Genomic DNA, 17,658 nt, shown 5'->3' on the forward strand with positions numbered 1-17,658 from the left:
GGGTGAGCAGATTGGTCAGGCCTGCCTGTATTCGGGGCAAGGTGTGCCACTGCGTTCGCGAGGGTGAAACGGAACCAACGCGAATTCAGGAGAGCACCATGACAGCCACTGCCATTGCCGAACCCCCGGCCCCCGCTACCGATACCCAATCCCTTCAAGTTATTAAACGCAACGGCACCCTGGTTGGATTCAATCCCGCCAAAATCAGTGTGGCGGTGACCAAAGCGTTCCTGGCCGTGGAAGGCGATAAAGCCGCCGGCTCTGCCCGCATCAACGACGCCGTGCATCGGGTAACCGAACAGGTGGTGCAGGCCATCAGCCGGCGCCTGAAAGCCGGTGGCAAAGTGCATATTGAAGACATTCAGGACCAGGTGGAACTGGCCCTGATGCGGGCCGAAGAGCAAAAGGTGGCCCGGGCTTACGTGCTCTACCGGGAAGAACACGCCCGCAAGCGCGCCAGTGAAGAACCGGTGGAAGCGCACCCGCACCTGACCGTGAAAAAGAGCGACGGTAGCATCGCGCCGCTGGATCTGGGACTGATGAAACAGCAGGTAGAGCAGGCCGCCACCGGGCTGGACGGCATTGACGGCGAATCCCTGGTGGAAGACGCCCTGCGCAACCTGTACGACGGTATCGAGGGCACCGAAGTGCTGACCGCGCTGATCATGACCGCCCGGGGCCGCATTGAGCGGGAACCGGACTACAGCGCCGTGACCGCCCGCCTGCTGCTGGAACAGCTGCGGCTGGAAGCCGCCGAGGCCCTGGGCCTGCCCCGCAACCAGACGCTGGCGGAGACTTATCCACAGGCGCTGACAGCGTTTATCCACGCCGGTATCCGCTACGAATTGTTGGACGAAGCCCTGGCGGCCTTTGATCTGGAACGCCTGGCCGAAGCCCTGAAGCCCGAGCGGGATCTGCAATTTGGCTTCCTCGGCCTGCAAACCCTGTACGACCGCTACTTCCTGCACTGGAACAAAGCCCGCCTGGAACTGCCCCAGGTGTTCTTCATGCGTGTGGCCATGGGCCTGGCCCTGCGGGAAGACGATCCCAACGCCCGCGCCATCGAATTCTACAACCTGCTGTCCAGCTTTGATTACATGGCCAGCACGCCCACCCTGTTCAACAGCGGCACCCGCCATTCCCAGTTGTCCTCCTGCTACCTGACCACCGTGCAAGACGACCTGGAAGGCATCTACGGCGCCATCAAGGATAACGCGCTGCTCTCCAAATGGGCCGGCGGCCTGGGCAACGACTGGACGCCAGTACGTGCGCTGGGCTCCCACATCAAAGGCACCAACGGCCAGAGCCAGGGCGTGGTGCCCTTCCTGAAAGTGGTCAACGACACCGCGGTGGCGGTGAACCAGGGCGGCAAGCGCAAAGGCGCCGTGTGTGCCTACCTGGAAAGCTGGCACCTGGACATCGAAGAATTCCTGGAACTGCGCAAAAACACCGGCGACGAACGCCGCCGCACCCACGACATGAACACCGCCAACTGGGTGCCGGATTTGCTGATTGAGCGCATGCGCGAAGACCGCGACTGGACCCTGTTTTCCCCAAGCGATGCGCCAGACCTGCATGACCTGTACGGCAACGCCTTCCGGGAACGCTACGAGCATTACGAAGCGCTGGCGGAGCAAGGCAAGATCAAGCTGTTCAAGAAAATCCCCGCCAAGCAGCTGTGGCGCAAAATGCTCACCGTGCTGTTTGAAACCGGCCACCCCTGGATCACCTTCAAAGACCCCTGCAACCTGCGTTCCCCGCAGCAGCACCAGGGCGTAGTGCACAGCTCCAACCTGTGCACCGAAATCACCCTGAACACCAGCGCCGACGAAATCGCCGTATGCAACCTGGGCTCGGTCAACCTGGCCGCCCACATCGCCAACGGCGAGCTGGACGTACAGCGCCTTGAACGCACCGTGACCACCGCCGTGCGCATGCTCGATAACGTCATCGATATCAACTTCTACGCCGTACCCCAGGCGAAGAACTCCAACCTCAAACACCGCCCCGTGGGCCTGGGCCTGATGGGCTTTCAGGACGCCCTCTACCAACTGGGCCTGCCATACACCAGCCCGGAAGCCGTCGAGTTTGCTGATGTGGCCATGGAACAACTGAGCTACTTCGCCATCCGCGCCTCCGCCACCCTGGCCGGCGAACGGGGTGCCTATGAAACCTACGAAGGCTCCCTCTGGCAGCAAGGCATCCTACCCATCGATTCCATCAACCTGTTAAAGGAGAACCGTCGGGAAGGGGACCTGTCGCTCAATACCAACAGCCGCCTGGACTGGACCCCGGTGCGCGAGCTGATTGCCAAACACGGCATGCGCAACAGCAACGTCATGGCCATCGCCCCCACCGCCACCATCTCCAACATCGTCGGCGTGTCCCAGTCCATTGAACCGGCGTACCAGAACCTGTTCGTCAAATCGAACCTCTCTGGCGAATTCACCGTAGTGAACCCCTCCCTGGTGCGCGACCTTAAAGCCGAAGGCCTGTGGGACAACGTGATGGTCAACGACCTCAAATACTTCGACGGCAGTGTGCAACAGATCGACCGCATTCCACCGGTACTGAAAGCCCGCTACGCCACTGCCTTCGAAATCGACCCAAGATGGCTGGTAGAGGCTGCCGCAAGACGCCAGAAATGGCTCGACCAGGCCCAGAGCCTGAACCTGTACATGGCCGAACCCAGCGGCAAGAAACTGGATGCTCTGTACCAGTTGGCCTGGGAACGCGGTTTGAAAACCACCTACTACCTGCGTTCCCTGGGTGCTACCGGCGCCGAAAAAAGCGCCCCGGTGGCTGCACCCCAGCCGCAAGTGTGCAGTATTGACGAGCCAGACTGCGAAGCCTGTCAGTAACTATAGGCTTTGCCGAATAAGCAGCGATTACTCCACAGCCTGAAGAACCGGGCTGGTCTGGCTTCCCAAAAATGTCTGTAGCCATGGATGGCTACAGCCAAGCCCCCCAGGGATGGGTTCACGGGCGGTTTTTGGGAAGCCAGACCAGAGCGGTTCCACCACCAAGCAAAGCAGGCTAAGCGACCAAGAACTCCGAGGTAAAAGACATGCTAGATTGGGACGACGAACCAAAAACCGAAAACAAGCCGACGGCCAGCGCCGGCCCGGCGCCGGTGAACGTAGACGACAAACGCGTGATCAACGGCGAAACCGACATCAACCAGTTGGCGCCGTTCAAGTACCCCTGGGCCTGGGAATACTTCATGAACGCCAACAAAAACCACTGGACCCCGCTAGACGTCAACATGGCCCAGGACGTCCACGACTACCACCACCGCCTGAGCCCGGCGGAAAAGCACGTGTACGAAAACGTACTGGCCTACCTCACCACCTCCGACATCCTCGCCATGCGCAACATCGGCCTGGCCGTGATGGAGAAAATGAGCGCGCCCGAGCTGCAAATCTACCAGGCCCGCCAGGTGTATGAAGAAGCCCTGCACACCTGGACCTACCAGCACTGCATCGAAACCCTCAACCTGGACCAGAGCGAAATCTACAACCGCTACCGCGTGGTACCGGAAATCAACGGCAAGATCCAGGTAGCCAACCGACGGCTGGACGCCGCCATGCGCTCCGACATGAACCTGCGCAACCCGGATGACCTGCAGGAATTCATCATGTCGTACCTGTTCTTCGCCGCCGTGTTTGAGGGCTGCTGGTTCTACAACGGCTTCAGCCCCATCTTCGCCCTGCAGCGCCGGGGCCTGATGCGCGGCACCGGGGAGCAACTGCAGTACATCCTGCGGGACGAAGCCATGCACTTCTCCTTCGGCCTGAAAGTGGTGAACCAGATTCTGGAGGAAGAAAACATCACCTTCGACCCCAAAGCCGTGCGCGACATGTGGGACGAATCCGAAGCCGCCGAAATGGCCTACGCCAACTACATCCTGCGTGACCCCATCCTCGGCTATTCTGCGGAATACCACACCGAACAATTCCGCTTCGTGGCCAACCGCCGCGCCAGAACCGTCGGCCTGGAAGAACCTTTCCCGGGGGCCAAGAACGTCTCGCCCTGGTTGGATGAGCAAGCCACCATGCGCAAAGAGAAGAACTTCTTTGAAACCCGGGTGATTGAATACCAGACCGGGGCGCAGTTGGAGTGGTAATACGCTAAAACCGCCGGTGCCAAAGACAACAGAGGTTGATCTACGGCACCGGCGGGAGTGTAATGGCAGCACAGTGACGTTGCGCACGGCGCCCGGTTTTAGGCGCTCTCCACGGAAGAGGCCAAGCCCATGAAAGTGGCTGTTTTCAGCACCAAACCCTACGACGAACAATTCCTTGGTCAGGCCAGCCGGGACAGCCAAGAGCATGAACTGGTGTTTCTGGAACCCCGTTTGAATACAACCACGGCAGCGCTCGCCAAAGGCTTTGATGCGGTGTGTGTTTTCGTGAACGACCAGTTGGACGACGAGGTGCTGGAGCAGTTGTCCGAAGGCGGCATCCGTGCAGTCGCCCTGCGCTGTGCGGGCTTCAATAACGTAGACCTGAAAGCCGCCGAGCGCCTGGGAATCAGCGTGGTGCGAGTACCTGCTTACTCACCCTATGCCGTGGCCGAACACACCGTCGCCCTGATTCTGACCCTTAACCGACAGATTCACCGGGCGTACCACCGCATCCGCGATGGTAACTTTGCGCTGGATGGTTTGCTGGGCTTCGACCTGCGGGGGCGCACCGTGGGCGTGGTGGGTACCGGCCAGATAGGCCTGGAGGTAGTGCGCATCATGCGTGGCTTTGGCTGCCGTGTGCTCTGCTACGACCTTCATACCAACCCGGAAGCCCAACAACTGGGCGGTGAATATGTGGCACTGGACGACCTGTTCAGCCAGGCCGATATTGTCAGCCTGCATTGCCCGTTAACCCCCGGCACCCACCACCTGATCAACGCGGATGCCGTGGCCAAGATGAAGCCGGGCGTGATGCTGATCAACACCAGCCGGGGCGCCATGGTCGATACCGCCGCGATCATCGAGGGCCTTAAATCCGGCCAGATTGGCTACCTGGGCCTCGATGTGTACGAGGAAGAAAGTGACCTGTTTTTCGAAGACCTGTCCAACATCGTGCTGAAAGACGATGTGTTTGCGCGCTTGCTGACCTTCCCCAACGTAGTGATCACCGGCCACCAGGCCTTCTTCACCCGCAACGCCCTTGAGAGCATTGCGCGCACCACCCTGGGAAATCTGACCGAGCTGGAATCGAGCGGGCAATGCGCAAACCGGTTAACCGCGCACTGAGACAAGCGGGCCCCGTACTCGTACAATCCGACCATGCCCAGACAGTTTTATCGAGCGGGCCCTGACCATCGTGCCGGGGCGCCTGTTACCTTCCTTGATGTACGCCGCCGCTTCCAGTTCCGAACCGTGGAGATTGGCCGATGGGTAACCGAACCGGAAAAGCAGCGCAGCGCCGCACTGTTTTACGACGCCCTGTGCGACTTGATGACCATCCTCGGCGGCACCGAAAGCCTGATCTCCCTGCGCGGCAGCCTGGCCCTGCAGTACGGCATCGGCGGCCGGCCCGGCGTATCTGCCCATTACACCCCCGCCACCCGCAGCTTCGCCCTGGCCAAAAACGCCGGCCCCGGCAGCATTGCCCATGAATGGTTTCATGCCTTCGACCACTACATAGCGGACAAATTGTTCCCAAACACTTCCAACGCGGAGTTTGGCTCCACACTCTGGCTAACCCGTGAAGATGCCATCGCCCACCCCCTGAACGACCGACTGCAAGCCTGCTACCGCACCATCCTGCTGGATAACGCAGGCGAGCAGCCCAGCGACCTGTTCCGGCAATCCGCCAAGGCCGACAAAGCCGCCGGTGTGCATTACTACAGCCGGCCCGAAGAACTTTGCGCCCGAGCCTTCGAAGCCTACGTTCAGGACGCCCCCGTAAAAAATGCCTTCCTGGTGAAAGGTACGAAAGAAAGCGAAGAAGCCCAGTTGGGGCTTTATCCGCAGGGGCCACAGCGGGAGCGCATCAATCGGGCGTTTCTTGCTTACTTTCAATCCTTGGGTAGGGCCTTGCAGCGAACAGACGCATGACAGCCGGAGTTATACGAACGCGTTCGCAAAAGTCCGGAAAAATGCATGGGAAATATTCGTAACCTTCTGATATGGTTGGAAAGTAGAATTTTAGGGGCGGAATTACACGCCCCAGGTAGGAGCAGGGGTGGCTCGATTCAGGGCGTATAACTCCGGCGGTAGCCGTGATGAAATGCTTTTATCCTTTTGTTTTGGTTTGGAAAAACAGGAGGTTTTGGGCGCGTTTGGTGTGGAGTTATACGAACGCGGGATATACGAACGGGTTCGTATAATTCACTGTTAACTGTCACGGAAGATCTCAGTGAAATTTGAAGTATCGAGCAATCTTAAAATCAGTCCCGAAGATGTTGCTGGGCTACTCACCATGAAGGGCGTAAATAGGGAATTGAGCCCTCTCATCCGTATGACGGCTCCCTCAGAATGGTCAAGCAAGCCGATCTTCGAATGGCCCTCCGGTAGGGTGCTCTTTTCGAGCTGGATACTCCTTTTCGGTATCCTTCCCATTGATCGGCACACGTTCTTTTTTCAATCCATTGATCGCCAACGGGGTTTTGTGGAGGTGTCCAGTACTTTAACCAATAAGCTGTGGCACCATCGGCGGGACATCAATCGGAACGGGGCATTATGCTGGGTCACCGATACCGTCGAGTTTCAGTGTAGGTTGCCAGTGTTGGCAGACGTTCTGGCACCTGTCTACCGACTCATCTTCAAGCACCGTCATCAGGTGCTAAGATCATACTATGGTGGCAGCGCCAGTTAACCAGTCAATTAAGTTCGTTCCGGCCTGCGGCCTCCACCGGACGCCCCTGTCGGGCCGCCGCTTATTTCAGCGTTAGTGGCTGTGGCTTCGGTCCTTTTGGGCTGCGGTGTGCCAGTGGCCTTGGTGCCGTGCTTGGTTGCCAAACCCGCATATTCTGGTGAGCACCAAGGCCGTCCGAATCCGCGTTCGGTTTGGTTGCATCAGTAAGCAAGAGTTTTGGCGGGAAATTCGGTGTTCACCGTGTGGGGTCGTCCGCCGAAAATTGGGTCTGGATCTGCTACCTCTGAGTTCAGGTTCATTCACCGCATCATTGGCGGTGTTTCAAACAGAGTGCATCGGCTCATGTCGGTGCCGGGTTACGGAGTAGGCCGTCAAGGTCAGTGCCAGGGAGCCGGCAGTGTCATTACCTGCCACTAACCAGTCGCTGTAGTACGCGGCCGATGGCCGCCGGACGCCCTTTTCATTGCGGCTTCGCCTCCATTACAAGGGCGCCGCTAAGCTTCGCGTTATGCCCCATTAACCCTCAAGAAGGAGCGAATATAAAAAGTTAAAATCAGCGGCTATCGTTGGAACCTTTGGAATCGGGGTGGTTCTTACAAACACGGCGAGCGCATTCGAGGATTTAGGCAAAGACTGTAAGCCTATGCAAGAGCTGTTTTTGCAGCTGCAGAAGTGTCCACGCACCGGGGTGAGGCACAAGCCACGATGAATCAATACACTGGATTTCCAGATCAAGAGAATAATCAACCAAACAGGTGGTTAAAGAAAGATGACATACTCATCAGGTAGTTTAATCAATCAAAAAAAATGGATCTTACTTTTTCATTTTATTATTGGTGCAATAATAGGCGTGCTTCTATTACATCCGTTGACGACAATGGTATTCTGGTACGAATACAAGGGCTTAATCGAATTTCCGGGTAACAGCCCGATAGAGTTTTTGATTCAGCGTTTAATTACTGAATTCAAGTTTGAATTAATACCTATGAGCTTTGTGTTTGCACTGCTTGGCGGTATTGTTGGTCTATTGTTCGGTCTGTACCATATAAGACTGTCTGGCCAAAAAAATCTTGTCCGCTATCTGGAACACGAGCTTGCTGAAGAATTACCCTTATTGATTGCCAGAGGCGAAAGTGAGCATCTTGAATTCAAATCCACGTATCGTTGGGATGTAAGACAACAGCGAACGAATCGCGCACTTGAGTTGATTGTCATCAAAGCCATCGCCGGTTTTTTAAATCGCGAAGGCGGTACATTGCTGATCGGCGTTGAGGACAACGGCAATATCATTGGCATCGACTCTGACTTCCAGACATTGAAGCACAAAAATAGAGACGGCTTCGAACGTGCACTGATGGATACGGTTAAAACCAGTCTGGGAGGAAACGCTTGCGCATTACTTCATTGCCGGTTCCACGATATCGAAAATAAAACCATCTGTCGCGTCATTGTCGAGAGCGCTGTTGAACCTGTTTATTATCATGAGGACAGCGTAGCACGGCTTATGGTACGCACAGGTAATAGTACACGAGAGCTGGATGCGCGGGAAGCACATGCCTATCTTTCCAGTCGAACGACAAAATCTTTTTCTTTATAGGTACACAATGAATACGCATTCGCATAACCACGACACTGAATCAATAGGTGATCGCCGCCTGGGATTCGCCATCGCTATCAATATGCTCCTGACATTAGCCCAGGTCGTCGGTGGTATTCTATCGGGCAGCCTTTCACTGATTGCTGATGCACTGCATAACTTCAGTGATGCCGCCTCACTGCTCATTGCCTGGGTCGCCAGAAAGATCGGTCGTCAACCGGCCGATCATTTCAGAACCTTTGGTTATAAACGCGCTGAAATCATTGCTACATTAATTAATTTAGTCACACTTGTCCTGATTGGGCTGTACCTGATCTATGAAGCGCTATGGCGAATCTACGAACCACAGATTATTGAAGGCTGGATGGTTGTGATTGTGGCGTCGATTGCGCTGGTGATTGATCTGGCAACCGCGTTTCTTACCTTTACTATGTCTAAGCACAGTATGAATATCCGTGCCGCTTTTTTGCACAATGTATCGGATGCGCTGGCCTCAGCGGGTGTTATTGTTGCCGGTACACTGATCCTTCTTTATGAGTGGTACTGGAGTGATACCTTAATAACATTATTGATAGCCGCGTATGTTTTGTACCAGGCAGCCACGATGTTACCAAAAACCATTCATATCCTGATGCAGGGAACACCGGAGGGCATTGTTATTGATGATGTCATCACAGCCATGCAGCAGGTAACAAATGTTATCAATGTTCATCACGTACATATCTGGCAACTTGACGAGCATCAGAATGCATTAGAAGCTCATGTTCTACTTTCTGATTATTCACAACTGGATAAAGTGAAGGGTGAATTAAAAACAGCGCTTGCACAAAAATTCTCCATCGGGCATTCAACACTCGAGTTTGAGATTAAAGAATGCAAATATGATCAGTGTTAACTTTTTTATATCGAAGCAAGTTTTAAATGAGTAATTGTGGAAGTGAAGAGTCTGTAATCATTCTTCATGACAGATTGCGTTATGTTCTAGGCATCGTATTTTAATGGTCAATTGTTATCTGATTATAAGAAACAAAAACGTCAGCAGCTCTTAAGGCTGTGATTGCAAAGAAGGACAAGGCATAACAAGGCGCTGCACTCGGACAAAATAAAGCTGCGCCGCTTCGCTTTGCATCTTTATTTTTCCGGTGAGCTTGGTCGTTATAAATCAGGGAGTAGCCATCGATGGAATGGCGCAAGGACGATTACCTAATCACTGACGACGTATCCAAGGTGCAACTGGATGTCGTCCACCGCTTGCTTGCTGCAACCTATTGGGGTGGTCGCCGCCCCAGGGAAATCGTAGAGCGCATGGTTGCAGGCTCCATCTGCTTCAGTCTTTACCGTGGTCCCACACAGATCGGTTTTGGGCGGGCAGTCACCGATAGTGCTACTTTTACCTGGGTGGCGGATATTGTGGTTGAACCCGAATTTCGCGGTAGCGGTCTCGGTAAGTGGATCATGGAGTGTTTGCTAGTGCACCCGGCCATAAAGGGAACCCAGATGGTGTTGCAAACCCGAGATGCACAAGGGCTCTACGAGCAGTTTGGGTTCTCTGGTAACAGTGCTCTCATGAGCACCAAAGTCACTGATTTATAACAAGTCGCAGCAGTACGCGGCCGATGGCCGCCGGACGCCCTTTCCATGGCTCCTTCGTCGCCATTCCAAGGTCGCCGCTGTGCTCAGCGTTATGAATATCTCGGAGGGATCCAGTGAAGTTCATCAAAGAGTCGCTTGTTCAGCAGAAAATAAGAAATGGAACCATTCGAATCTATCAAATTAACGTCGATCTGGATACCAGAACCGAAGATGTTGGAGGTCACAAGCGCGATCTTCCGGCGCATGAGATAGAGGCGTATCAACGAGTCGATATGCGGGATTGCTACGATGATATGCGTGGATTTTGTGAAACTAAGGTCTATGCAATTTTCGATAAAGGTGTGGACACCAAAATTCGATTCTCTTGGGGGCGGCATATGGATGGTATGGCGAATTCAACGTCATCTCATATTGTCAGACTGGATTCGGGCTTTTCGTTCTGGTCAGATATGTCGAACAAAGTTGTTCAGACGGTAGATGACGTGGCTGCGTTTATTTTGGCTAGACCGGAATGCTGGCGTGCAGACCGAATATGAGCGAACTTTTCATAACAAGGCCAGGCACGGCGACGCCTACTACATTGCGGCTTCGCCTCCATTCCGTAGCCGCGCATGCTGGCTGGCGTTAGGCATTACTAAGGAACTCGGTATGGTCCTCACCAAGGAGAAAGGTGGGCTAAAGCTCTTGATGACTATCTGTGTCGTTTTACCGATCTATGCTCATGGTTATTCCGCGTGGAAAGGCGGCTTCACTGAGGCTGGGTTTCAAGTACATCTCTATATTTTGCCGTTCTCCGTTCTTTTCTGCCTATTTGCTCTGTCAATTCAACGGTCGTTGAGAAATAGGTTGGTAGTCACAGATTCCGGCCTTTTGGTTGAGGACTTTTCGAAAGTTGAGTTTCCGTGGGAGGTGATCGAGCGAGTCTCCACGAGACCGCAACTTTTACCACGAGGTGGCGCATGCCTGTGGCTAGTGTTAAAAACGGAGTGTGATAGCAAGTACACAAACCGGAAAGTACGAAAACTCAATCGCCTGATCGGCATCGACGGGATACCTGTCTGCAATCTATCAACATACTCTGGCGACGTTGAAAAATTCCTAGGGATTATTGAACAGCGTGCGGCCAGTGCCTAACCAGTGCAGGCACGGCGACGCCCATTACATTGCGCCTTTGGCTCCATTCCACGGGCGCGCATGCTGCAAGCGTTAGGCAGGGAGAAAAAAGTGAGTCGTGCTCCTCATTCTGACGGTGCAGTGAAGGTTTGGGCATTTCTGATGATCCCCCAGTTTGCCATTCCTTTTTATCTAGTCTTGATCTGGCTGACACCTGCTGAATATCGTCCATACTGGGCTGGCGTGTGGTTTGGGGGAACTGTTCTTTTGCATCTTTTAAATCCCGTCGGTGGAACAGGGTACCAAGGGGGTGATCTTGAGCCGGATAGTGATTGGCAGTTTCTGCTTTTGGTGCTCAGGGATTCGCTGATGCTCATGCTACCCATAGCCGGGATTATTTTTGCAGTTGGCTTGAAGATATTTGGTTGAGCATGTTGGCAATGCCTAACCAACAGTTCCAGTTCGTTCCGGGCCTGACGGCCCTCCACCGGACAGCCTTGTCGCCGCTTCGCTCTGCCAAGGCTGCCGCTGAACAATGGCGTTAACCAGCCCTCAGGCCTCTTCGTAAACACTCACCAATAACTTGCGTAAACTCCCGAATTCGTTTCACCCGCCTCAGATCAGGATGAATAAGAATCCAGAGAGGAATGGCCAGCTCCCCGATTGAATCCGTCAGGCGGCAGAGTTCTGGATCAGAATCCCCCAGATAGTCCGGAAGTACGGCCACGGCGGGGCCTGATCGCGTGGCGGCTTGCATGCCTAGCATTGAGTCGACCCGGTAGTGGCAGAGCTCGTTAAGTCCATTCTGGGCCATCCAGGTTTCGAGCGCACGGTTGCCCATATGGTTGTCCGGGCCAATCCATGGGTGCCCGGTTAACCTGTGCAAGGGCACCCGCTCGTTCTGCCAGTACTGCCGCTTCCCGTTTGCTCAAACTGTGCACCTGGTTAGAGATGACCACCTCCAGCGTGATATCGGGATAGTCCGCACGGAACGTTTCGAACGGCTTAGCCAGCAGTCCCGCAAACAGGGTGTCGGTGGTGGTGACTCGGATGGTGCCGGACAGTTTCAGGTCTTTTCCCGCCAGTCGGCGTTCGGCGCCGGTGATATCGGCTTGTACCCTTCTTGCGACCGCGAAAAGGTCCTCACCAGACGTGCTTGGGGTGTATCCCGTGCGCGAGCGTTCAAACAGTGTGACTCCCAGCTGATTTTCCAGATTTGTCAGCCGTCGGAAGACGGTCGCATGGCTGACTCCCAATAGCCTCCCAGCGCCTGACAGGGTGCCCGTGTCGGCAATAGCCGAGATAATCTGCAGGTCATCCCACCGGATTTTCTGTTCGTTCATGCAAGCTCAGTTATCAGATATTGGGCATTTATGTGTAATAAAGAACAGCATAAGCTACTGCTAGCTGAATTCAAAAAATAGGGGTCAAGATTTGTGAATGTGTTGATTGTATTAGCGCACCCGGAGCGAGCATCGTTCAACGGCGGGCTGGCAGATGTGGCGAAACAGTCCCTTCAGGTTGCGGGGCACACTGTTGAACTGGATGACCTCTATCAGGAGGGGTTCGATCCGGTTGAACGTGCCAGCCACTATGCCGAGAGGGTCGATGACCACTATTTTGCACCCTTGACCGAGCAGCGGGCCCATTATGAACGAGGTGCACTGGCGCCTGACGTTCAGCGGGAAATTGGTCGTCTGGAGTGGGCGGACCTGGTGATTTTCCAGTTTCCGTTGTGGTGGCATGCACAGCCAGCAATCCTCAAAGGCTGGTTTGACCGGGTGCTGGTTTACGGCGGGCTCTACTCCGGTAGCAGGCGATACAATCGGGGGCATCTGCGGGGTAGAAAAGCCCTGTGTTCGGTGACCACCGGGTCGCCGGAGCAGGCGTTCATGCCATTCGGCCGCGCGGGCAATATGGCGGAATGGCTCTGGCCGATTCATTCTTCGCTTTACTACGTGGGGTTTGAGGTGCTGGCGCCACAAGTCAGCTATGGCATTCAGGGCGGTGGGATCCGTTATCAGGACGAGTCCGAATTCAGGGACCAGTTGGAACGGAATAAAACGGCTTGGGGGGGCCGGTTGTCAGGGCTGTTTGACGAGCCTTCCATTCCTTTTACTGGGTGGGAAGACTGGGATAAAAACGGTATTCTTCAACAGACTCATCCTATGCGTTGGCGACTTTAGAAAATAAGGTGGCTGCGGTTTTATATTAAGGCAAAGAACGCCGACACCCTGAGGTCACCCGGGAAGATCTCACGCTCAGGGGTTAACAATCGGCTGTTGTCGGACGCGCCTGCGCTGACGCTCTGGCACGCCGCAAAGCCGGGCGTTATAAGAGGGAGATATGAGCTTTCTGAAGAGCCTTTTTGGAAGAGCTGATAAAGATGAGCTGGTGTTAAAGGCTCTGAAGAAGAATGGCTCTGATCTATCAAAGCCTCACAAAATTGATTTCTGGTTCGATTTTCCCACGGAAGAAGCTGCGAGAGCTGTTGCTCAAGAAGTGTCGGAAAGAGGCTTTGAGGTTGAGCTCCATCGAAACAATGGCGGTGAGGACTATTCCTGCAAAGCCGTTAAAAACATGGTTCCTCACCTATCCGCTATGCAGGGCTTAACTCGCCAATTTGAGTCAATCGCCGAAAAACATGGCGGTGTCTACGATGGCTGGGGCGCAGAGGTTGAGACTTGAGAGTATCTTATAACCAGTGGGTGAAGCTGACCGGTACTACGCTGCGCTCCGTCCCGGCAGCTTACCCAGGGCGTTAACCCTTCCATCCGCCACCTTGCAAAACTCCGTCAATGACGTATATTAATCGTCATGTTTACCATCATCGAAACCCCTACATTCGAAGCAGATGCCAGAAAGATCTGGACTGAGGAGGAACGGAATTCGTTCTTTGCCTGGCTGGCAGCCAATCCTGAAATTGGCGACCCCATTCCAGGTAGCGGCGGATGTAGAAAGGTTCGGTGGTCGGTGGCGGGTTCAGGGAAGCGTGGTGGGGTGCGAGTCATTTACTTCACCAGATTGGCAAATGGCGAGGTCTGGCTGTTGGTGATCTACAAGAAGGCCGTCAAGGAGAACATACCCGCGCATATCCTGAAGTCGATTCGTGAGGTACTGGAAAATGAGTAATGAGACTCTGAGTGCTGAGGAGCTTGGCAACAAGCTGCTCCAATCCATTAAAGAAATGAAAGCGGGCAAAGCCGCACGAGTCAGTCGTGTGGAGCCAAACGAGGTCGCAGAAGCGCGTGGCAAAACTGGCCTCACGCAGCGAGAATTTGCAGAGGTACTCCATATTTCTCCGCGCACGCTACAGGAATGGGAGCAGGGGCGACGTAAACCTTCTGGGCCGGCAAAGGCGCTCATTGAGATTGCGTTTCGCCATCCGGAGGTTATTCGGGAAGACCTCGAGCTCAGGGGTTAACACATATGAGCCTTCTCGGAATCAATAGGCAAGAGTCATTTTTTTGGCCGCGCTAGCGGCCAACCTAAATCCATGAGCGAGAACGCCTGCTTCGTCAGTCTCGCGGAGCTGTCAGGCACTTACAGCAAACACATATAGGGGCTCTCTTACGTGGCTTTAGGCCACTGCCTGACCGGTCGTTCCATCAGTGGGTCAGGGGCACCAGACATTCATCGGTTAACCGGTCACTGGCACTATTCAAACGGCGGGCTGCATGGCTCCAGTTAGTGCCAGGCTCAGGACCGGTGTAAGCGCACTGGCTCATGGTATTAAGGCACGCCCACGGGCTGGCTAATCAAGTCGCTCTGGCTTCAACATCGGTGACAGAAAACCGCTTGGGTATCGGTGTACTAGTCAGCAGACTTGCGGTTTTCGGTGTCATCCTTTCTGATCCAGTTAGACGTCTTGCTCAGCCCGTGGCGTGACTAACCTCTCAAGAACCGTTGTTCATCGAACACCCTCTTGTCTTTGAGCATGAAGTACACAGCTCTACCCAACTTGTGTGCCAAGGCGGATAGGGCCTTGGGTTTGTTCATGCGCTTCTGCAATTTTTCGACGTAGCGTTTGGCCTTGTCGTTGTTACGAATGAACAGCACCGCCGCTTCTGAGAACGCCCACTTCAAATGAGCATTGCCGATCTTGTTGCCCTGAGTGCCGTAGATCTTGCCGGCGGATTCGGCTTTGCACTTCACCAGGCGAGCGTAGGACGCGAACTTCTGAACGGATTCGAAACGTTGGATATCGCCGACTTCGTAGAGAATGGTTAGGGCCAGAATGCGACCAACTCCAGGAGTGGTCTTCAGTACGTTGAGTGATGCCGGGTCGTGTTGCTTGGCTTGCTGCTCCAGGTGCCACTCAAGCTTTTTGAGTTCGTGCTGATAGCAGTCGACGATGGCCAGGTCCAGATCGATATTGCGCTGAACGTCTGGATCGCTAAAAGCGGCGGTCAGTTGTGATCGGCCACCAGGGTTGTTGAGGTTGGCTTTGCTGGGCGGCAGATTGTACTGGCCCAGAGTGTTCACTGCGTGGGCCTTGAGCATGGCACCATGCCGGACAATGCGGGTACGGCGGCGCAATAGATCGCGGGTAGTCCGCATCTCCCTGGGGTAGACGTAAGCCAATGGGAAATTGCCACCGCGCATGAGCATGGCGATCTTGAAGGAATCAATACGGTCGTTCTTGGTTTTGCCGCCATGGATCGCCTTCATGTACAGCGCATGGCCCAGAATGAAGTTGATGCCGTGTTCTTCGCACAGGTCTGATATCCAGTACCAGCAGTGCATGCATTCGACACCCACGACCAGGTCATCACGGAAAGGTTCGAGCAGGGCGAGTAAAAGTTCAGGCTGGGCTTTGATTTCCTTGTGCAGAAGGACCTCGCCCTGTTGGTCGATGATGCAGACGTACAGACTACGGGCGTGCAGATCGATTCCACAATAATGGCGGTGGGTGCTATGGTAAAAGTTCATTGAGTCTTCTCCCTTGTAGAGCTTGGTCGCCTTCCAGCTTAGCGGGCAACCGCTGGGCTGGGGAGAAGGCTCAATCAGTATCAAGGCCAATCACGGCGACGCCTACTACATTGCGGCTTCGCCTTCATTTCGTAGCCGCGCATGTTGGCGGGCGTTATGTTTCTCTCAGAGCCGGCTCAAGTCCAAGATGATCAACAAAAGGGATAAAGTCACGATCCAGGAACAACAGGGGTAGCTCCTTCTCTATGCAAAATGTCGCGATGATTACATCGGCAGTCTTTCTGATCGTGATGCCCTTTTTACGAAGCGCTCGATAATTGTCGGCACATTTGGCTGCCATATCTTTGCCAAACATTTCATATTGATCTAGCGCCATCAGGCTTTGTTTGGTCTGACGATACTGTTTGTCGTTGCGGATGCCTTGGAGGATTTCCAGAAATATGAGGTCCCCGATAGCGACAGATCCTTGGACTATCGAGGCATCCAACAGGTCAGTATGTGGGTTAGTGACTCCGTTGAAATAGTCGATCCAGACGCTGGTATCCACCAGTATCATCCGGCGCTCCGCATTTCATTCAGGTCGCCTTCCCACTTGACCTTGCCGCGCAGTTTTCGAATTTCCTGCTGCTTGCTCAACTGGACCAGAAGTTTCAGGCCTTGCTCAACGGCTTCTTTTTTGGTTTTGTAGCCAGAGGCTTTGAGGGCTTCGGCCATCAACTGGTCGTCAATGACAATGTTCGTTCTCATGGTGCACCTATGTGTATGGTTTGAAGTTTCTATACACAATCTAGCACTTCGGGGAAAACATAACAATCGGCTGCACAGGGACCGATTTTCCACCGCTTCGCGGCTCCAACCCGGCGCGTGAGCCGGGCGTTAAACTCTGTTGTTGCATGATGCGCAACATGCTATCATTGCCTCATGATTAAATCATTCCGTCACAAAGGACTGAAACGGTTCTACTCGACTGGCAACACGTCAGGCATACAGCCTGACCACGCCAAGAAGCTGCGCATGCAGCTGGCTGCCCTGGATACGGCGACTTCTGTGGAAGACATGGAGATCCCCGGTTTTCGGCTCCACCCATTGAAGGGTAAAGACAAAGGGCGGTGGTCGATACGGGTTAACGGAAACTGGCGCATGACGTTCGAATTCCAGGACGGCAACGCCTACATTCTTGATTATGAGGATTATCACTAATGGCTATGCATAATCCGCCGCATCCGGGTGAATTCATTCGCGAGGTGTACCTTGAGCCTTTCGGTATCAGCTCCCGTCAGCTTGCTTCCAGTCTGGGCGTATCACCTTCGACTTTGTCTCGGCTGCTCAAAGGAGATAGTGGTATTAGCCCGGAAATGTCATTGCGGCTATCCAAGGTTCTCGGGCGCACTCCTGAGAGCTGGTTGGCTATGCAGGATATGTACGATCTTTGGGTGGCCCGCAATAAGGTCAATCTGGATGGTATTCATCCCCTGGACTTCGAAGCAGCTTAACCAGTGGCTGTTGTCGGACACGCCTACGCTGGCGCTCCGGCACGCCGCAAAGCTGGGCGTTAGCTGTGATTGTCCCACCCGAAAAGTGATACTATAGTGCCACTAACAG

Annotated in this window: 21 protein-coding genes; 16 read left to right on the forward strand and 5 right to left on the reverse strand. The window is 54.3% G+C overall.

Annotated features, from left to right (window positions below):
• Positions 1–98: 98 nt before the first annotated feature.
• From ASQ50_RS11075 to ASQ50_RS11125, 10 genes are all read left to right on the forward strand, one after another.
• On the forward strand, positions 99–2,861 hold the full coding sequence (locus ASQ50_RS11075; protein ID WP_058090878.1) for a ribonucleoside-diphosphate reductase subunit alpha: 2,763 nt from the start codon (positions 99–101) through the stop codon (positions 2,859–2,861).
• A gap of 206 nt (positions 2,862–3,067) precedes the next feature.
• On the forward strand, positions 3,068–4,126 hold the full coding sequence (locus tag ASQ50_RS11080) for a ribonucleotide-diphosphate reductase subunit beta (protein WP_058090877.1): 1,059 nt from the start codon (positions 3,068–3,070) through the stop codon (positions 4,124–4,126).
• Positions 4,127–4,255: 129 nt separating this feature from the next.
• The gene (locus ASQ50_RS11085) at positions 4,256–5,254 is read left to right on the forward strand and encodes a 2-hydroxyacid dehydrogenase (RefSeq protein WP_058090876.1); all 999 of its coding nucleotides are present in this window, start codon (positions 4,256–4,258) and stop codon (positions 5,252–5,254) included.
• A gap of 33 nt (positions 5,255–5,287) precedes the next feature.
• Complete coding sequence (locus ASQ50_RS11090; RefSeq protein WP_058090875.1) at positions 5,288–6,061, forward strand: CLCA_X family protein; 774 nt, start codon at positions 5,288–5,290, stop codon at positions 6,059–6,061.
• 1,529 nt (positions 6,062–7,590) lie between these two features.
• Complete coding sequence (locus ASQ50_RS11100; RefSeq protein WP_197492679.1) at positions 7,591–8,418, forward strand: helix-turn-helix domain-containing protein; 828 nt, start codon at positions 7,591–7,593, stop codon at positions 8,416–8,418.
• A gap of 7 nt (positions 8,419–8,425) precedes the next feature.
• Positions 8,426–9,313: a cation diffusion facilitator family transporter gene (locus ASQ50_RS11105; protein WP_058090873.1), complete on the forward strand. Its 888-nt coding sequence runs from the start codon at positions 8,426–8,428 to the stop codon at positions 9,311–9,313.
• Positions 9,314–9,597: 284 nt separating this feature from the next.
• Positions 9,598–10,011, forward strand: coding sequence for a GNAT family N-acetyltransferase (locus ASQ50_RS11110; protein ID WP_058090872.1), 414 nt, complete (start codon positions 9,598–9,600; stop codon positions 10,009–10,011).
• A 113-nt stretch (positions 10,012–10,124) separates the two neighbouring features.
• A complete protein-coding gene (locus ASQ50_RS11115) occupies positions 10,125–10,547 on the forward strand; it encodes a hypothetical protein (RefSeq protein WP_058090871.1) in 423 nt (140 codons plus the stop codon).
• Entirely contained in the window at positions 10,531–11,145 is a 615-nt protein-coding gene (locus tag ASQ50_RS11120; protein ID WP_058090870.1) for a PH domain-containing protein, read from the forward strand. The genes ASQ50_RS11115 and ASQ50_RS11120 overlap by 17 nt, the downstream gene beginning before the upstream one ends.
• A 60-nt stretch (positions 11,146–11,205) precedes the next feature.
• Complete coding sequence (locus ASQ50_RS11125; protein ID WP_058090869.1) at positions 11,206–11,553, forward strand: hypothetical protein; 348 nt, start codon at positions 11,206–11,208, stop codon at positions 11,551–11,553.
• Positions 11,554–11,665: 112 nt separating this feature from the next.
• On the opposite strand, the gene ASQ50_RS21805 is transcribed toward ASQ50_RS11125, so the two are convergent.
• Complete coding sequence (locus ASQ50_RS21805) at positions 11,666–12,016, reverse strand: LysR substrate-binding domain-containing protein (protein WP_227513142.1); 351 nt, start codon at positions 12,014–12,016, stop codon at positions 11,666–11,668.
• On the reverse strand, positions 11,919–12,467 hold the full coding sequence (locus ASQ50_RS11130; RefSeq protein ID WP_197492681.1) for a LysR family transcriptional regulator: 549 nt from the start codon (positions 12,465–12,467) through the stop codon (positions 11,919–11,921). The genes ASQ50_RS21805 and ASQ50_RS11130 overlap by 98 nt, the downstream gene beginning before the upstream one ends.
• A 93-nt stretch (positions 12,468–12,560) precedes the next feature.
• Between ASQ50_RS11130 and ASQ50_RS11135 the strand changes: the two genes are divergently transcribed.
• The 4 genes from ASQ50_RS11135 (at position 12,561) to ASQ50_RS11150 (ending at position 14,548) form a co-directional block, all read left to right on the forward strand.
• Positions 12,561–13,310, forward strand: coding sequence for an NAD(P)H-dependent oxidoreductase (locus ASQ50_RS11135; RefSeq protein WP_058090868.1), 750 nt, complete (start codon positions 12,561–12,563; stop codon positions 13,308–13,310).
• 160 nt (positions 13,311–13,470) lie between these two features.
• Complete coding sequence (locus ASQ50_RS11140; protein ID WP_058090867.1) at positions 13,471–13,812, forward strand: ribonuclease E inhibitor RraB; 342 nt, start codon at positions 13,471–13,473, stop codon at positions 13,810–13,812.
• Positions 13,813–13,941: 129 nt separating this feature from the next.
• The gene (locus tag ASQ50_RS11145) at positions 13,942–14,256 is read left to right on the forward strand and encodes a hypothetical protein (RefSeq protein ID WP_058090866.1); all 315 of its coding nucleotides are present in this window, start codon (positions 13,942–13,944) and stop codon (positions 14,254–14,256) included.
• The gene (locus tag ASQ50_RS11150) at positions 14,249–14,548 is read left to right on the forward strand and encodes a helix-turn-helix domain-containing protein (RefSeq protein WP_058090865.1); all 300 of its coding nucleotides are present in this window, start codon (positions 14,249–14,251) and stop codon (positions 14,546–14,548) included. Before ASQ50_RS11145 ends, ASQ50_RS11150 begins: the two co-directional genes overlap by 8 nt.
• Before the next feature lie 464 nt (positions 14,549–15,012).
• On the opposite strand, the gene ASQ50_RS11155 is transcribed toward ASQ50_RS11150, so the two are convergent.
• The 3 genes from ASQ50_RS11155 to ASQ50_RS11165 form a co-directional block, all read right to left on the reverse strand.
• Complete coding sequence (locus ASQ50_RS11155) at positions 15,013–16,056, reverse strand: IS110 family transposase (protein ID WP_058090864.1); 1,044 nt, start codon at positions 16,054–16,056, stop codon at positions 15,013–15,015.
• Positions 16,057–16,210: 154 nt separating this feature from the next.
• Positions 16,211–16,612, reverse strand: coding sequence for a PIN domain nuclease (locus tag ASQ50_RS11160; protein ID WP_054641852.1), 402 nt, complete (start codon positions 16,610–16,612; stop codon positions 16,211–16,213).
• Positions 16,609–16,803 (reverse strand): type II toxin-antitoxin system VapB family antitoxin, encoded by a 195-nt coding sequence (locus ASQ50_RS11165; protein ID WP_058090863.1) that lies wholly within the window; start codon positions 16,801–16,803, stop codon positions 16,609–16,611. Before ASQ50_RS11165 ends, ASQ50_RS11160 begins: the two co-directional genes overlap by 4 nt.
• A gap of 174 nt (positions 16,804–16,977) precedes the next feature.
• Between ASQ50_RS11165 and ASQ50_RS11170 the strand changes: the two genes are divergently transcribed.
• The gene (locus tag ASQ50_RS11170; RefSeq protein ID WP_058090862.1) at positions 16,978–17,256 is read left to right on the forward strand and encodes a type II toxin-antitoxin system RelE/ParE family toxin; all 279 of its coding nucleotides are present in this window, start codon (positions 16,978–16,980) and stop codon (positions 17,254–17,256) included.
• A complete protein-coding gene (locus tag ASQ50_RS11175; RefSeq protein WP_058090861.1) occupies positions 17,256–17,549 on the forward strand; it encodes a HigA family addiction module antitoxin in 294 nt (97 codons plus the stop codon). The genes ASQ50_RS11170 and ASQ50_RS11175 overlap by 1 nt, the downstream gene beginning before the upstream one ends.
• Positions 17,550–17,658 lie beyond the last annotated feature (109 nt).

It is taken from the genome of Marinobacter sp. LQ44 (assembly GCF_001447155.2).
Taxonomy (GTDB): Bacteria; Pseudomonadota; Gammaproteobacteria; order Pseudomonadales; family Oleiphilaceae; genus Marinobacter.

Coding starts and splice junctions, on each gene's coding strand:
- ASQ50_RS11075 (WP_058090878.1), top strand. CDS start 99: ATGACAGCCACTGCCATTGCCGAACCCCCGGCCCCCGCTACCGATACC.
- ASQ50_RS11080 (WP_058090877.1), top strand. CDS start 3,068: ATGCTAGATTGGGACGACGAACCAAAAACCGAAAACAAGCCGACGGCC.
- ASQ50_RS11085 (WP_058090876.1), top strand. CDS start 4,256: ATGAAAGTGGCTGTTTTCAGCACCAAACCCTACGACGAACAATTCCTT.
- ASQ50_RS11090 (WP_058090875.1), top strand. CDS start 5,288: ATGCCCAGACAGTTTTATCGAGCGGGCCCTGACCATCGTGCCGGGGCG.
- ASQ50_RS11100 (WP_197492679.1), top strand. CDS start 7,591: ATGACATACTCATCAGGTAGTTTAATCAATCAAAAAAAATGGATCTTA.
- ASQ50_RS11105 (WP_058090873.1), top strand. CDS start 8,426: ATGAATACGCATTCGCATAACCACGACACTGAATCAATAGGTGATCGC.
- ASQ50_RS11110 (WP_058090872.1), top strand. CDS start 9,598: ATGGAATGGCGCAAGGACGATTACCTAATCACTGACGACGTATCCAAG.
- ASQ50_RS11125 (WP_058090869.1), top strand. CDS start 11,206: ATGCTGCAAGCGTTAGGCAGGGAGAAAAAAGTGAGTCGTGCTCCTCAT.
- ASQ50_RS11130 (WP_197492681.1), bottom strand. CDS start 12,467: ATGAACGAACAGAAAATCCGGTGGGATGACCTGCAGATTATCTCGGCT.
- ASQ50_RS11140 (WP_058090867.1), top strand. CDS start 13,471: ATGAGCTTTCTGAAGAGCCTTTTTGGAAGAGCTGATAAAGATGAGCTG.
- ASQ50_RS11145 (WP_058090866.1), top strand. CDS start 13,942: ATGTTTACCATCATCGAAACCCCTACATTCGAAGCAGATGCCAGAAAG.
- ASQ50_RS11150 (WP_058090865.1), top strand. CDS start 14,249: ATGAGTAATGAGACTCTGAGTGCTGAGGAGCTTGGCAACAAGCTGCTC.
- ASQ50_RS11155 (WP_058090864.1), bottom strand. CDS start 16,056: ATGAACTTTTACCATAGCACCCACCGCCATTATTGTGGAATCGATCTG.
- ASQ50_RS11160 (WP_054641852.1), bottom strand. CDS start 16,612: ATGATACTGGTGGATACCAGCGTCTGGATCGACTATTTCAACGGAGTC.
- ASQ50_RS11165 (WP_058090863.1), bottom strand. CDS start 16,803: ATGAGAACGAACATTGTCATTGACGACCAGTTGATGGCCGAAGCCCTC.
- ASQ50_RS11170 (WP_058090862.1), top strand. CDS start 16,978: ATGATTAAATCATTCCGTCACAAAGGACTGAAACGGTTCTACTCGACT.
- ASQ50_RS11175 (WP_058090861.1), top strand. CDS start 17,256: ATGGCTATGCATAATCCGCCGCATCCGGGTGAATTCATTCGCGAGGTG.